Source organism: Pseudomonas sp. NPDC087598, assembly GCF_044743525.1.
Classification (GTDB): Bacteria; Pseudomonadota; Gammaproteobacteria; order Pseudomonadales; family Pseudomonadaceae; genus Aquipseudomonas.
In genome coordinates, this window is the sequence record NZ_JBIUWQ010000008.1 from 15,759 (window position 1) to 31,228 (window position 15,470).

Annotated in this window: 10 protein-coding genes; 6 read left to right on the forward strand and 4 right to left on the reverse strand. The window is 58.2% G+C overall.

Annotated elements, in window-relative coordinates; all coding sequences use genetic code 11:
- Positions 1 to 87: 87 nt before the first annotated feature.
- Both ACIOWE_RS06660 and ACIOWE_RS06665 read right to left on the reverse strand, forming a co-directional pair.
- On the reverse strand, positions 88 to 1,473 hold the full coding sequence (locus ACIOWE_RS06660; protein ID WP_401388884.1) for a sensor histidine kinase: 1,386 nt from the start codon (positions 1,471 to 1,473) through the stop codon (positions 88 to 90).
- Entirely contained in the window at positions 1,466 to 2,137 is a 672-nt protein-coding gene (locus ACIOWE_RS06665) for a response regulator (RefSeq protein ID WP_401388887.1), read from the reverse strand. The genes ACIOWE_RS06660 and ACIOWE_RS06665 overlap by 8 nt, the downstream gene beginning before the upstream one ends.
- Positions 2,138 to 2,373: 236 nt before the next feature.
- Here ACIOWE_RS06665 and ACIOWE_RS06670 point away from each other — a divergent pair, with 236 nt between their 5' ends.
- The 5 genes from ACIOWE_RS06670 (at position 2,374) to ACIOWE_RS06690 (ending at position 7,771) form a co-directional block, all read left to right on the forward strand.
- Positions 2,374 to 3,666 (forward strand): OprD family porin, encoded by a 1,293-nt coding sequence (locus ACIOWE_RS06670; protein ID WP_401388890.1) that lies wholly within the window; start codon positions 2,374 to 2,376, stop codon positions 3,664 to 3,666.
- A 66-nt stretch (positions 3,667 to 3,732) separates the two neighbouring features.
- The gene (locus ACIOWE_RS06675; protein ID WP_201238723.1) at positions 3,733 to 4,710 is read left to right on the forward strand and encodes a tripartite tricarboxylate transporter substrate binding protein; all 978 of its coding nucleotides are present in this window, start codon (positions 3,733 to 3,735) and stop codon (positions 4,708 to 4,710) included.
- 59 nt (positions 4,711 to 4,769) lie between these two features.
- Positions 4,770 to 5,228: a tripartite tricarboxylate transporter TctB family protein gene (locus ACIOWE_RS06680; protein WP_201238724.1), complete on the forward strand. Its 459-nt coding sequence runs from the start codon at positions 4,770 to 4,772 to the stop codon at positions 5,226 to 5,228.
- Between the two features lies 1 nt (position 5,229).
- Positions 5,230 to 6,744 (forward strand): tripartite tricarboxylate transporter permease, encoded by a 1,515-nt coding sequence (locus ACIOWE_RS06685; RefSeq protein WP_401388894.1) that lies wholly within the window; start codon positions 5,230 to 5,232, stop codon positions 6,742 to 6,744.
- On the forward strand, positions 6,737 to 7,771 hold the full coding sequence (locus tag ACIOWE_RS06690; protein ID WP_401388897.1) for an AbrB family transcriptional regulator: 1,035 nt from the start codon (positions 6,737 to 6,739) through the stop codon (positions 7,769 to 7,771). Before ACIOWE_RS06685 ends, ACIOWE_RS06690 begins: the two co-directional genes overlap by 8 nt.
- 127 nt (positions 7,772 to 7,898) lie before the next feature.
- Here the strand turns inward: ACIOWE_RS06690 and ung are convergent, their stop codons facing one another.
- Positions 7,899 to 8,591 (reverse strand): uracil-DNA glycosylase, encoded by a 693-nt coding sequence (gene ung, locus ACIOWE_RS06695; RefSeq protein ID WP_401388900.1) that lies wholly within the window; start codon positions 8,589 to 8,591, stop codon positions 7,899 to 7,901.
- Between the two features lie 132 nt (positions 8,592 to 8,723).
- On the opposite strand from ung, the gene ACIOWE_RS06700 reads away from it, so the two are divergent.
- Positions 8,724 to 9,836 (forward strand): enoyl-CoA hydratase/isomerase family protein, encoded by a 1,113-nt coding sequence (locus tag ACIOWE_RS06700; RefSeq protein ID WP_401388903.1) that lies wholly within the window; start codon positions 8,724 to 8,726, stop codon positions 9,834 to 9,836.
- A gap of 68 nt (positions 9,837 to 9,904) precedes the next feature.
- Here the strand turns inward: ACIOWE_RS06700 and ACIOWE_RS06705 are convergent, their stop codons facing one another.
- The gene (locus ACIOWE_RS06705; RefSeq protein WP_401388906.1) at positions 9,905 to 15,469 is read right to left on the reverse strand and encodes a calcium-binding protein; all 5,565 of its coding nucleotides are present in this window, start codon (positions 15,467 to 15,469) and stop codon (positions 9,905 to 9,907) included.
- Position 15,470: the final 1 nt, after the last annotated feature.

Genomic DNA, 15,470 nt, shown 5'->3' on the forward strand with positions numbered 1-15,470 from the left:
TCGCGAGCAGGCTCGCTCCCACAGGTGAATGCATTCCAGAGTGGGAGCGAGCCTGCTCGCGAAGAGGCCTGCAAGAACACCGCCGAATCACCCGGCAATAAAGCTCACCCGCACTTTCAAACCCGCCTGCTCGCCATCATGCAGTGTGATCTGCGCCAGATGCGCCCGGCAGATCTCACCGACAATCGCCAAGCCCAATCCAGAGCCGGCCACCTGCTGATTACGCCTGTAGAAGCGCTCGAATACCCGATCGCGTTCTTCCAGCGGAATCCCCGGCCCGTCATCTTCGACCTCAAGCACCGCTGGCGCCGTCACGCGCAAAATCACATTGCCGCCCGGTGGCGTGTGCGCCAATGCGTTGTCCACCAGGTTGCTCAGCAGCTCATTGAGCAGCGTCGGTTCGCCACGCAACCACACCGGTTCATCCGCCTCCAGCGCCAACGCGACGCCACGTGCGTGGGCCAGTGGCGCCATGGCCATGCCCAGTTCCCGGGCCAATTGGCTCAGATCAAGTAGCTGCGCCCCGCCTTCGGCAATCGCCCGCGCGCCGTTCTCGACCCGCGCCAGCGAGAGCAATTGATTGGCCAGATGCGTCAGACGATCGGTGCCTTGCGCAGAAGATTCCAGCGTCGTGCGCCAGACCTGTGGGTCACTTGAACGCAGGCCCAATTCCAGTCGCGCCTTCAGCGCTGCCAGGGGTGTGCGTAGTTCATGCGCGGCATCGGCGATGAACTGTGCCTGTCGCTCGAACTGGCCACGCAGGCGCTCGGTGAAATGGTTGAGCCCGCGCACCAGCGGCCACAGTTCATGCTGCACTTCCACCAACGGCAATGGCCGCAAGTCGTCCGGCTGGCGCTCCTCGACGGCGGTGCGCAAACGCTCCAGCGGTCGCAACGCTGCGCTGACGGCGAACCAGACCAACAACAACGCACCAATCGCCAGCATGCCCAGGCGCAACAAAGTGTCGGCGGCCAGACTGCGGGCCATGCTGACCCGGGCTTCATCGGTTTCGGCGACGCGGATTTCCGCCATGCCGTTCATGTTCGGCTCGCTCACCGCTTTGAGCAGGCTGACCACCCGCACATTCTGACCTTTGTAGGTCGCGTTGTAGAAACGCGCCAGTGCCGGGTAGCTGTCGGTTCGCGGCGTACCGGGCGGCGGGCCGGGGAGGTTTTCGTAGCCGGAAATCAGCTGCTGGTGGATGTCGTTGACCTGGTAATAAATCCGCCCGGCGCTGTCGTAAGCGAAGGTGTCGAGGGCCACGTATGGCACGTCGGCACTGAGGCTGCCGTCACGTTGCGACAGACCGGCAGCGATGGTTCGCGCCGACGCCAACAAGGTGCGGTCGTACGCGGTGTCGGCCGCCTCGCGTCCATTCCAGTAAGCACTCAAGCCGCTGGCGAGCATCAGCACCACCAACAGCAACGCGAGGTTCCACAACAACCGCCAGCGCAGGCTGCTGGGCTTATGCATCGCGGCTTTCCAGCAAATAGCCGAGACCGCGGAACGTCACGATCGCTACCGGTTGACCATCGAGTTTCTTGCGCAACCGATGCACGTATATTTCGATGGCGTCGGGGCTGGCTTCTTCGTCGAGGCCGAACACCTGCGAGGCGAGTTGCTCCTTGCTCATCACCCGTCCCGGTCGGGCGATCAGTGCTTCGAGCACGGCCTGTTCGCGGGACGTCAGCGTGAGCAATTCTTCACCGAGGGTGAAGCGCCGCGTGTCGAGGTCATAGGCCAGCACGCCGCAACGCTGCTGGCGCTCGCCGCCGAGCACACTGCGGCGCAACAGGGCTTTGACCCGGGCTTCCAGTTCGGTCAATTCGAATGGCTTGGCGAGGTAATCGTCGGCGCCCAGATTGAGGCCATGCACCCGATCTTTCACATCACTGCGCGCGGTCAGCATCAGCACCGGCAGATTTTTTCCGCGAGCACGCAAGCGCGCCAACACCTCAAAACCGTCCATGCGTGGCAAACCGACATCGAGGATCACCACGGCATATTCCTCGCTGGCGAGTGCCAGGTCGGCGGCCACGCCATCGTGCAACACATCCACGGTCAGACCGGTGCTCTTGAGCGCTTGAGCAACGCTTTCGGCCAGTTGCAGATGGTCTTCGACGAGCAGAACACGCATGGATTTTTACCTCGTTCAGGGATGGCCGACGCCACGCTTTGCCGCGGAGTTTACAGCCGCAACCGCCGCTGTGAAGCCCGAAAACAGTGAAAGTCAGCTGAAAGGTTAGCGAAAGGTTAGCCCGTTAGAGTCGATCCACGGACAGTCCCGACTGCCGTCGCTGCTGCCACACAGCGTTACGAAAAACGCCACGAAGCGTTTTCGACCAATAAGAACAATAAACGGAGTACACCCGCATGCCTTCCATGCAGCCTCAGGCATTCACGCCTGCTCGCCCTTCCCGTTTCAGCCACACCGCCCTCGCCAGTGCCGCCGCCCTCGCCGGTTTTTCGCCGCTGAGTTTTGCCGACTTCATCGAAGACAGCAGCGCCACGTTCGAAACCCGCAACATGTATTTCAACCGCGACTTTCGCGATGGCACCAGTGCCCAGCAATCCAAGCGAGACGAGTGGGCGCAGGGTTTCATGCTCAATTTGCAATCGGGTTACACCGACGGCACCGTGGGGTTCGGTGTCGATGCGCTGGGCATGCTTGGGGTCAAGCTCGATTCGAGCCCGGACCGCACCGGCACAGGCCTGTTGCCAACCCACGATGACGGGCGCGCGGCCAATGAGTACTCCAAGGTCGGCCTGACCGGCAAAGTTAAAATCTCCGCCACCGAACTTAAAATCGGCAGCCTGATTCCCGAACTGCCGATTCTCAAGCCAAACGACGGGCGCATCCTGCCGCAGACGTTTGAAGGTGGTTTGCTGACCTCCAAAGAGATCAAGAACCTGACCTTCACCGGCGGACGCCTGGAGAAAGCCAAGGATCGCGACAGCACCGATTTCGAGGACATCGCCCTCAATAACAAGAACAGCCGTTTTGCCGGCACCGCTGCCGGCAAGCACTTTGATTTTGGCGGCGTGGACTACAAGTTCACCGACAAGATCACCGGCAGTTACCACTTCGCCCAACTCGACGAAGTCTACAACCAACACTTCTTCGGTCTGGTTGCCTCGCGCCCGATGGGCCCGGGCACGTTTGCCACCGACCTGCGTTTTGCCGTCAGTGACGATCAAGGCGCGGCCCGTGGCGGCGAGATCGACAACCGCTCGCTCAACGGTCTGGTCAGTTATGCCCTCAGCGGCCACAAGTTCAGCGCCGGTTATCAGCACATGTCCGGCGACAGCGCCTTCCCCTATGTCGATGGCAGCGACCCGTATCTGGTCAACTTCGTGCAGATCAACGATTTCGCCGGCGCCGAAGAACGCTCCTGGCAAGCACGTTACGACTTCGACTTCGCCAAGCTCGGCATTCCCGGCCTGAGCTTCATGAGTCGCTACTTGAGCGGTGACAACATCAAGCTCAAGAACGGCGAAGAAGGCAAAGAGTGGGAGCGCAACACCGAGATCAAATATGTAGTACAAAGCGGCGCCTTGAAGGATGTCGCCGTGCGTTTGCGTAATGCCACTTACCGCTCCAACTACTCCGCCCGCGACGCTGATGAAGTGCGTCTGCTGGTGAGCTACAGCGTTGCTCTGTGGTAATGCCCAGCGGTCAATGCCCGTTGGTGAACAACACGTCGAATAACAACAATGCCCGTGGAGAATCGAATGAACCTGTCACTGCGTAAAGTTGCACTGGCCGCCAGTTGCGTCCTGTTTGCCGGCCAACTCATGGCCGAACCGAAACGTCCGGAATGCATCGCCCCGGCCTCGCCGGGCGGTGGTTTCGACCTGACCTGCAAACTGGCGCAAAGCGCGCTGGTCAACGAAAAACTGCTGACCAAACCGATGCGCGTGACCTACATGCCCGGCGGTGTCGGCGCGGTGGCGTACAACGCCGTGGTCGCGCAGCGTCCGGCGGATGCCGGCACGCTGGTGGCATGGTCGAGCGGTTCGCTGTTGAACCTGGCGCAGGGCAAATTCGGTCGTTTCGATGAGACCAACGTGCGCTGGCTCGCGGCCGTCGGCACCAGCTACGGCGCCATCGCAGTGAAAAGCGATTCGCCCTACAAGACCCTCGACGATCTCGTTCAGGCATTGAAGAAAGATCCTAGCTCCGTGGTCATCGGTTCCGGCGGCACCGTCGGCAGCCAGGACTGGATGCAAACCGCGCTGATCGCCAAGGCTGCCGGGATCAACCCGCGTGACTTGCGTTACGTCGCCCTCGAAGGTGGCGGCGAAATCGCCACCGCCCTGCTCGGCGGCCACATCCAGGTCGGCAGCACCGACATCTCCGACTCCATGCCGCACATCCAGAGCGGCGACATGCGTCTGCTCGCGGTGTTCGCCGACAAGCGCCTCGACGAGCCGGAAATGAAAGACATCCCGACCGCTCGTGAGCAAGGCTACGACATCGTCTGGCCAGTGGTACGCGGCTTCTACCTTGGGCCAAAAGTCAGCGACGAAGACTACGCCTGGTGGAAAGCGGCCTTCGACAAACTGCTGGCCTCCGAGGAATTCGCCAAGCTGCGCGATCAGCGTGAACTGTTCCCGTTCGCCATGACCGGTCCGGAACTCGACACCTACGTGAAGAAGCAGGTCGCCGACTACAAAGTGCTGGCCAAAGAGTTCGGCCTGATTCAGTGATCGTCTCTGTCTAGCGGCCGTAGCCTCCATTCTCGGGGGCTGCGGCACAGGAGTTTCTCATGCTCTTACAACGCATTTTCGCCTCAGTGCTGTTGCTGGTTTGCGCCGGCCTGGCTCTGATGGCGTGGCCGTATCAAGCAGCTTTTTCCTACGAACCGGTCGGCCCACGCGCCTTTCCCTTGCTGATGCTCGCACTGATGGGCACAGCGCTGCTGTACATGGTGTTCCGTCCCGCGCCGATCAAACACAGTGAAGACGAGCCGCCGCTGGATCGCGCCACTCTGACCAAGATCGGTATCTGCGTCGTCCTCCTGCTGGTGTTTGCCGGCACGTTCGAACCCCTCGGATTCATCGTCGCCAGCATCATCACCGGGATTCCGATGGCACGTCTGTATGGCGGCCGCTGGCTGCCAAGCATCGTCATCATCAGCCTGATGGCCATCGGTCTTTACCTGCTGTTCGACCGTTTGATGGACGTTCCGCTGCCCCTCGGCCTGCTCGACGTTCTGGAGAACTGATATGGATACTCTTGGCTATTTGGGTCAGGGTTTCGGCGTCGCGCTGAGCCCTTACAACCTCGTGACCGCACTGTGCGGCACGCTGATCGGCACCGTCGTCGGCCTGCTGCCGGGCCTCGGCCCGATCAATGGCGTGGCACTGCTGATCCCGATCGCGTTTGCTCTCGGCCTGCCGCCGGAATCGGCGTTGATCCTGTTGGCAGCGGTGTACCTCGGTTGCGAATACGGCGGCCGGATCAGCTCGATCCTGCTGAACATTCCGGGCGAAGCTTCCACCGTAATGACCACCCTCGACGGCTACCCGATGGCCCGCAAAGGCCTGGCCGGTGTGGCCCTGTCGCTGTCGGCATGGAGTTCGTTCATCGGCGCGTTCATCGCCACCTGCGGCATGGTGCTGTTCGCGCCGCTGCTGGCGAAATGGGCGATTGCCTTTGGTCCGGCGGAATATTTTGTGTTGATGGTGTTCGCGATTGTCTGTCTCGGCGGCATGGCCGGTGATCGACCGTTGAAGACGTTTATCGCAGCGCTGATCGGTCTGTTCCTGTCCACCGTCGGCATCGACGCCAACAGCGGCGTGTACCGTTTTACCGGCGACAACATTCACCTGACCGACGGCATTCAATTTGTCGTGCTGGTGCTGGGTCTGTTCTCCATCAGCGAAATCCTTCTGCTGCTGGAAAAAACCCACCACGGCCAGGAAGCGGTGAAAGCCACCGGCCGGATGATGTTCAACTTCAAGGAAGCGGCGTCGGTGTTCACGGTGAACCTGCGTTGCGGCGTGCTCGGTTTCATCATGGGCGTACTGCCGGGTGCCGGCGCGACGCTGGCCAGTGCCGTGGCGTACATGACCGAGAAGCGCATTGCCGGCACCAGCGGCAAATTCGGTGAAGGCGATGCCCGTGGCCTCGCGGCGCCGGAAACCGCCATCGGCGGCGCGGCGTGCGGCGCACTGGTGCCAATGCTGACCCTCGGTGTACCAGGTTCCGGGACCACGGCGGTGATGATCGGCGCGCTGTCGCTGTACAACATCACCCCGGGCCCGCTGCTGTTCCAGCAACAGCCGGACATCGTCTGGGGCCTGATCGCTTCGTTGTTCATCGCCAACGTCATGCTGGTGATCCTCAACATCCCGATGATCCGTATCTTCACGCGTATCCTCGCCGTGCCGAACTGGGCGCTGGTGCCGGTCATCGCGATCATCACCGGGATCGGCGTGTATGCCGTGCATGCAACGACCTTCGATCTGTTCCTGATGATCGGCATCGGCATCTTCGGTTACATCCTGCGCAAACTGGATTTCCCGTTGTCGCCACTGCTGCTGGGCTTCATCCTCGGTGGCCTGATGGAGCAGAACCTGCGTCGTGCGCTGTCGATCTCCAACGGTGCGCTGGAAATCCTCTGGTCGAGCCCGATCACCGTCGGTTGCTGGGTATTGACGGTGATCATGCTGGCGATGCCGATTATCCGTATCTGGCGCAAACGTTCTGCCGCGCAACGCGCGATTGCCGATGTTTGATCGCTCCTCGCTCAAATCCTGGTGGGGAACCCCGCTGGTCGGTCTGCTCGGCGGCTATGTCGCCAGTCAGATCGGCTGGCCACTGCCGTGGATGGTCGGCTCGTTGCTGGCGATCATCCTCGTGCGCTGCCTGACCCCGTGGCAACTCACGGAAATCCCCGGCGGGCGCAAGTGCGGCCAATGGATTGTCGGGATCGGCATCGGCCTGCACTTCACCCCCGTGGTGATGGAGCAGGTGTTGAGTCATTTCGGTTTGATCTTCTTCGGCGCACTGGTCACCAGCGTGTCGGCAGTGGTCGGCGTGTGGTTGATGCGCCGCACCGGAGAGGACCGCGCCACGGCGTTTTTCTCGAGCATGCCCGGTGGTTCCGGCGAGATGGTCAACCTTGGCGCACGCAACGGCGCCATGCTCAGCCATGTCGCAGCAGGGCAGAGTTTGCGCGTGCTGGTGGTCGTCCTGTGTGTACCGGCGGCGTTCAAGTATCTGCTCGGTGACGGTACACCAATTGCTCATGCCGGCAGTGTCGATTGGCGCTGGCTGGCGATTCTATTTCCGGCGGGCGCTCTGCTTGCCTGGCTCTGGCAGCGTCTGCGCCAACCCAATCCGTGGTTGTTCGGGCCGTTGCTGGTGAGTGCGGCGGTGAGTATTGGCTGGGATCTGCACATCGGTTTGCCCAATGGCGGCAGTCAGATTGGCCAGTGGCTGATTGGCAGCGGCCTGGGTTGCCACTTCAATCGACAGTTCTTTCGCCATGCGCCGTCGTTCATGGGCCGCACATTGATCGGCACGGCGCTGACCATGTTGATCGCGACACTGGCGGCGCTGGGCTTGAGTGCGCTGACCCATCTGGATCTGCGCTCACTGACGCTGGGCATGATGCCCGGCGGGATCGCCGAAATGAGCCTGACGGCGGAAACCCTGCAACTGTCGGTGCCACTGGTGACGGCGATGCAGGTGATGCGGCTGTTGTTTGTGTTGTTTCTGGCGGAGCCGTTGTTCAAGTACTGGAACCGCAATCCCGAGTAAAACCGCGTCAATTTATTCGCGAGCAGGCTCGCTCCCACAGGGTTTTGCGGTGCGCACATAATCTGTGGCATCCACAAGATCCTGTTGGAGCGAGCCTGCTCGCGAAAGGGCCGATGCGGTCAACCCGTCAAACCGGTGGAAGACGCCACTCGATCGGCGTCTCGCCATTCTGCTCAAGAAACTTGTTGGTCCGGCTGAAGTGCCCGCAGCCCAAAAATCCGCGATACGCCGACAGTGGCGACGGGTGCACCGACGTCAGCACCAGGTGCTTGGTCGCGTCGATCAGCTTCTGCTTGCTCTGCGCATGCGCGCCCCAGAGCATGAACACCAGATGCGGCTGGCGCTCGCTGACCAGTTCAATGATCCGATCGGTGAAGAACTGCCAGCCCTTGTCCTTGTGCGCATTGGCGTTGGCGCGCTCGACGGTCATGGTCGTGTTGATCATCAACACGCCCTGGTCGGCCCAACTCTGCAGGTAGCCGTGATTGGGAATGTCGATATTCAGGTCGCGCTTCAACTCTTTATAGATGTTGACCAGCGATGGCGGTGCCGGCACGCCCGGTTGCACCGAGAAGCACAAACCGTGGGCCTGGCCCGGGCCGTGATACGGGTCCTGGCCGAGGATCACCACTTTGACTTTATCCAGCGGCGTGGAATTCAGCGCACTGAAAATCAGCGGCCCCGGCGGATAGATTTCCTTGCCGGCCGCCCGCTCCTGCTGCAGGAAGTTGCGCAACTCTGCCATGTAAGGCTGGTCGAATTCAGCACGCAGTGCCTCCTTCCAGCTCGGTTCGAGTTTGATACGGTCGTCAGCAGTCATGGTCATACCCGGCAAAAACAGTGGGGCGAACCCTAGGAAAGCCGACCACGCTTGTCAATTGATCTGACTCACATTCGGCACTTTCCCACACAGCGATCATACTGATCGTTCAAATTCCCGATCGAGGTCACGATGAATCTGCACTTCGAAGAACTCTCTGGCACCGACGGCGCCCGCATCGGTATCGCCAGCCTGGACGCTGAAAAGTCGCTCAACGCGCTGTCCTTGCCGATGATCAACGCCCTCGGCGACAAATTGAATGCCTGGGCCAAGGATCCACAAATCGTCTGCGTGTTGCTGCGCGGCAACGGCGCCAAGGCTTTTTGCGCCGGCGGTGAAGTGCGCAGCCTGGTCGAGGCCTGTCGCGCTCATCCCGGCGAAGTACCGCCGCTGGCCGCGCAGTTTTTCGCTGCGGAATACCGCTTGGACTACAGCCTCCACACCTACCCGAAACCGCTGATCTGTTGGGGCCACGGTTATGTGCTGGGCGGCGGCATGGGTTTGTTGCAAGGCGCGAGTACGCGGATCGTCACGCCGAGCAGCCGTTTGGCGATGCCGGAAATCACCATTGGCCTGTATCCGGATGTCGGCGCCAGTTGGTTTCTGGCGCGGCTGCCGGGCAAGCTCGGTTTGTTTCTGGGCCTGACCGGCGCGCACATGAACGGTCGCGATGCGATTGATCTGGATCTGGCTGACCGCTTCCTGCTCGACGAACAGCAGCCGCAACTGATCGAGGGCCTGTTACAGCTTAATTGGCAGGAACAGACCGCCATGCAACTCAACAGTCTGCTCAAGGCCTTGCAGCAGGAAGCCCTCGCGCAGATGCCCGAGGCGCAGTGGCTGCCACGGCGTCGGCAGATCGACGAACTGCTCGACGTCAGCGACGTTACCTGCGCCTGGAAAGCCATCAGCCTGCAGCGTGACAGCAGCGATCCTCTCATTGCACGTGCGGCGAAAACCCTGAGCGAAGGTTCGCCGCTGACCGCGCATCTGGTCTGGGAACAGATCATCCGTGCGCGGCATATGTCGCTGGCCGAAGTTTTCCAGATGGAATACACCCTGAGCCTTAACTGCTGCCGGCATCCGGAGTTCAGCGAAGGGGTTCGCGCACGGTTGATCGATAAAGATCAGAAACCGCACTGGCATTGGCCGGACGTCAGCAGTGTGCCGGATGCGGTGGTCGAGGCGCATTTTCACAAGGTCTGGGAGGGACGGCATCCGTTGGCGGATTTGACGCAGTATTGAAATGCTGATTGCCCGCGATGGCGACCTCTTGGTTCCCATCGCGGGCAGTTAAAATTGACGTACAAAGGTTAAATATTCAGCTCGTAAAACTTGATTATTTCGGCCAGCGCGAGTTGCGACTCTTCATTTTCCTTTACCAGAATATCTTCCACATCTCGCAATGGAGGAAGAGGATGTAAACGTTCGGCAATTTGCATAGCGGTGTAATCTTGAACCGTTTTTCCTTCGCCTTTGACCCTTATGAACCCAATAGCGTTTTCGCCTTCAGAAAAATGTCTGGAGACTCGAATCTTGGGAGCCATGCCATAGTCGACCACTATTACAAGATCATCCTGATCGCGATGAAACCTCAATTGTTCAATAGTCAGACCCACTGGAGAAAAATCGATTCCATCAAACCCGCCACCCGTGTTGTCGATCAAATCTCTACCCAGTCCATCATATTGATAGAGATCATGACCTGCGCCACCAGACAGAGTGTCGTCGCCGGGACCACCCAATAGAACATCATCGCCGACACTACCGATAAGCACGTCATTCCCCCGCATACCTCTGATCTCACCTGCTCCGCTTAACGAGTCATTACCGTGACTACCCACTAGCGGGAGCGCTTGGCCTTCTCGAATGGATTTGAGATTGACCGCATTCTCAACCAAGAGACCGTTGTGGTAAGTATCCGGAGCAGGGCCGAGCTGACTGGAGCCCAACAGGTCTTTAAGATTGACGCTTGATCCATCCGCAAACTGTATGACTTCAATTCCAGAACCCTCAATATCTCCTGCATTGGGCAAAACGATGCGAACCTTCTGAGACCCACCCCATTGAATATCCAATGTTGAATAGAGCATCCTCGCCCGAGGCGGATGGCGATTGGCACTAGAATGCGGATCGGGTGCCAACTCGATATTTACCGTTTCAATCAACGTAGCGCCCCAACTGAGCTGCAACCTTTCCAGCGTCGCTTCATCAGGAAGAATGACCTGGTCTTTATCGATTGCCCCATATTCGTCTTTCCATCCAGCGACACCTACTTCAGGCCGGTGGAAAACAGGCCCCAATGCATCCGCAATAATAGTCGTAGCTCCGGCATGCGCCTGCACGATATAAGTATCGGCACCGTTTTCACCGTACAACAGATCATTCCCCGCGCCGCTGACTAAATGATCAGCGCCTTCAGAACCGAGCAGTGTGTCGTTGCCAGCCCCGGCTGACACGAAGGCACCCGGTATCCTGTCATTAATCGAACCATAATCAAGCAGGGAACCTGAGTAGGCGACTATCACGTCATCGCCCGCACCACCATGGAAAATATTGCCGACTTCAACATTAACTCGCCCACCGGCATCTTCACCGTGAACGATCTTGTGTTTGATCGTTTTAGTTGTTACATCCCACCGAAACTCCTTGCGGACAGTTTCACCCACCGTGAAGCTTTCAGCGGGATACACGTACCACCCTTTGATTTCGCCTGATTCCTGTCTATCCGCAACTATTGCGTCACCTATTTTGAATGAACAGCCGCTGGCAGCGCCCGACCGAAAATAACGTGGGTTCAAGGAGGACGGCGGCACTGCGCTCTCTTTTTTTACATCTCGGAAATTGGACCGGGATGTAGAATTTGACTGTCTTTCACTAAATACGGCATTCCCGTCGTTAGTCCCCATCCATTGCGGCGTTGCAGACAAGGTTGCCGTTTCGGTGCTTTCATTGATCAGATCCGAGTAAGTGGTATAACCAGTATTGCTGGTGAATATACGGTTACGAACCCAGACACCCTGGTTATTTAAAGTAAAGCCTGTTGCATGTCTGCTTGCGACCCGCTTTGCTTTGAGCTCAGCGAGAAATCTGTCAGCCCAGCCAACCTTATTATCAATGGCATTACTTCGCTCCTCGCCAGGAGCAACGATGCCGGACTCGTCCGGAACATCCACCGAATCGTCGTCTGCAATGATGTCTTTGTTCTCTTCTTTGGCCGGCCTCCCCTCAGCCACTGGCGGTTCGACGATTTCAACGGCTGACAGCGTTTTTTTCATGACCTCCTGATAGCCGAGAACGCCACCATCGCTAAACGTGAACGTTGAATTCCTCCACTCCTCATGATTTCTGATAAGGATGGCGTCGCCTTCACCATTGGCCAACCGCAATACCCTGCCTACAGAAACATCAATGATGTCGGCTTTTAAATTTTCCGCAGAAAAACCAGCGCCGAACTTGATGATATTGCTGCCGCCAGAATCGGTGATGACATCAAGACCATCACCAGCCCCGAAGTAATAAATATCAGCGCCGTCATGGCCATCCAGCTCGTCGTTACCGGCACCGCCATCAAAAACGTTATTGCCTGAATCGCCACGAAGGTGGTCTTCACCCTCCCCGCCCAACAACGTGTCGTTGCCACCACCGCCCAGCAAGGTATCGTTGCCTGAACCACCGTCCAGATAATCTGCGCCGTGTTCGGCCTCGGATGTCTGCTCGTAGTCGCCGGATAAAATGTCATCATCAGCGCCGCCGTAAAGTGTGTCGGCGCCCAAACCTCCCGAAAGGGTATCGTTTCCTTCATCGCCTTGAAGGTAATCATTGTTGATTCCACCTGATTGCAGGTTGGACACATCACCATCCAGCGCGTCAGCTCCTGCTCCACCGATCAGGGTATCGGAGCCACCCATTCCCTGAAGTGTGTCATCGCCCGCTCCACCATCAAGTAAATCATTACCGTGATAACGAACCGGATGCTCCGCATAATCCCCGGCCAGCGCGTCGTTACCTTCACCTCCGAACAACAGATCATCCGCCCCGCCGCCCAAAAGTTTGTCGTCTCCTGCACCACCGTCCAGCAGGTCATTTCCAAAAAAGTGGGCGGCGTCACCGGCAACGCCGCTAAGTAAATCGTCATCCCCCTGGAGAGTGTCATTGCCTGAGCCACCATAAATCGCATCGGCTCCACCGTTACCAGCGAGCCAATCATCGCCACTTCCACCGTCCAATACATCGTCGCCATGGTGTTTGCTTTGCAGGCCACCTCCCCAGTCGAGGTTATCTCCCATCATTGTGTCATTACCGCTTCCTCCGGCCAGCGTGTCATTCCCGCCATCCCCCGAAAGAAGATCATCTTCAGTTCCGCCATCAAGCAAGTCCTCGCCCCATCCACCGTTGAGAACATCGCGACCGCCCTGGCCGTAGAGAACATCGTTATCGCCCTGCGTCGAACTATTAATTGAGGCTTTTGAAAAGACGGTTCGGTGACTGGTGACACCGCCGCCTATAAGAACTTCGACGCGTTTGAATCCCCATTTCTGCTCCAGCGCGCCGGTCGCTTCATCCCCTGATAAAACGTCATCTCCCGCACCTCCAATCAGCGTATCCCGATCGTTACCGCCCAGAAGCACGTCCTGGGATGCCGTACCGATGAGCAAATCGTGGCCAGCACCGCCATCAAGCCAATCGCCTCGAGCTGCTTTCCCTTTAGAGTCGCCAGCGGCCATGGCTTTTTCGAGCGTCGTCTGTTTATCCCCAAACAGACGATCGTTTCCAGCCTTGCCGAATAATCGATCAGAACCGCCAAGTCCGAGAATGACATCGTCCTTGGCAGAGCCGTAAAGCACATCGGCCTTGTTTCTCTGTTTTACGTTGGCCAATAGCAAGGCGTTGCCCAACTCATCGTATGAGAACTGATCCCCGGCAACATTGGGGTCGATATCTTTCGCTTTCCAGTCGCCCTGGAGAACCCGATCGGGAGCAGAGGCCGTATGGCCTTGGTATTCAGGAAGTCGGATGCCTAGCATCCCGGGGCGGAAGTTCTTGATAACGATGAGATCGTTCAGACCATATTTGATGTTGAGCGTGGGTTCAGTGAGTTCTTCGATGAGGGTCAGGGTGATGGCCTGATCCTCGGTAGACCAGACATCGCTCAAAGGGGCGTGGCGTTTGAGTGAAGGAATCGGCGAACCGTTGATCCAAACCTGCCCATTTGCGTCGACGTCGAAGATCTCATCGATGCCATCACCGCTGGAAAACTCATATCGGTCGCTGCCTGCGCCACCGATCAAAGAGTCGTTGCCCTTTCCTCCGATCAAAACATCATCACCGGCCATTCCGTACAGCGCATCATTGCCGTCGCCTCCGGCAAGCAAGTCGTTGCCGCTTCCACCCTCGATGACATCGTGACCTGCCTGCCCGTTGATCGTGTCATTGCCCGCGCCGCCATACAGATGATCAGTGTTCGCACCGCCCTCGAAAGACCGCGCGCCGTCATCACCGAACATGACCAGCGGATTCAACACACCGGTCGTCATCGGCACCTGTTTGGCTGAAGCAAGATCGGAGTAGGAAAACTTCTGCAGCGAGTGTTCTCCAAGCGAGCCCTGAGTTCGGGCAATCAACCGGGCCAACATCTGCGCACGATCGGCGAGCCATTGCGCGGTGATGAAACCTTCGCCGGTCAACGGATCGTAGAGCTCCAGTCCGCGTCCGGGGTAACCTTCAGCTCGTTCAATGACGACTTCACTGAGTTGCTTCAGGGAATTGCGCAGCGCCAGGCCGATGGGTGTCGACTCGCCAGCCAGTTTTGCCCATGAATTCGCGTTTCCGTATTCGCCTATTGATTGGGTGATGATGTTTTGGCACTGCTCTGGGGAGAATGCCGAGAAGAATGCGTAAGCGTTGGGGGCAAAGGTTTCATCGGTTGTCGGTGTAGCAGCGGAATCGCCATCGTAGGTGCGCCTGAACATGTCGAAGAATTCGTTCAAGCCATGGCGCAGTATCAGGTCGACCACGACGGAAACCGGCGTGCCTTTCACTACATGCTGAATCAGCGGATTCAGGCTGCCACTGGCGAGCGCGATATTGATCTGCTCTGGCACGACGGAAAGCAGACTTTGCAATGGATTGACGCCGAAATTACTGATCGCCGCTCGCAGGCCGACACTGTATGAATCGATGGCGAACAGAATATTTTTATAGTCATCAAGCCTGTTGGCTTTTGCTTGAGTCGGCGGGCCGCCATCTTCCCCTTGCGAATCACCAGCGGAGATCAATCTCCAGGTTTCATAGGGCGGCGCTCCACCCAACAGGCTGAACCCGACTGTCCCGGACCAGCCGGCGTTATGGCTCACGGCTGTATCCTTCTCTCCGCAAGCCTCAATAAACAGTGCCTTGCCGATCGCACTGGCATCAATCTCTGCAATCTGGCTGATGGATGGAACCGTCCATGGTGCCAGTCGACCCGCGAGAGATCCGTCGATCAAGGTATTAATGAAATTGGCGGCGACTTGATTCGATGACAGCTGCATCAGGTCTTCACTGAAGATTTCATTCAATCTCAGTTCACCTTGGCGCGAGGTGTAGCCGCGAATCAGTGCAGCGTAGGCACCGTCTCCACCGTTGGCATCAATGGCCACGGCAAGCCAGAGCCTGGCGCTTTTCAGAATTTTTCCTTCTTCTTTATCGACAGCGGTAACCTCAGAACCCCTTCTGCCAATAATATCGAATAGCTTTTGATACAAGGGAGCGCAGTCAGCACCTGCTAACTCCAGCGCTTCGTACTTGATTTTTTTTGAGTGAAGCCTCATACCTTTGCATAGATTGGCTGCGTTAAAAATTTCCGTTTTTTCCATATCGCTAAAAACATAACTCATC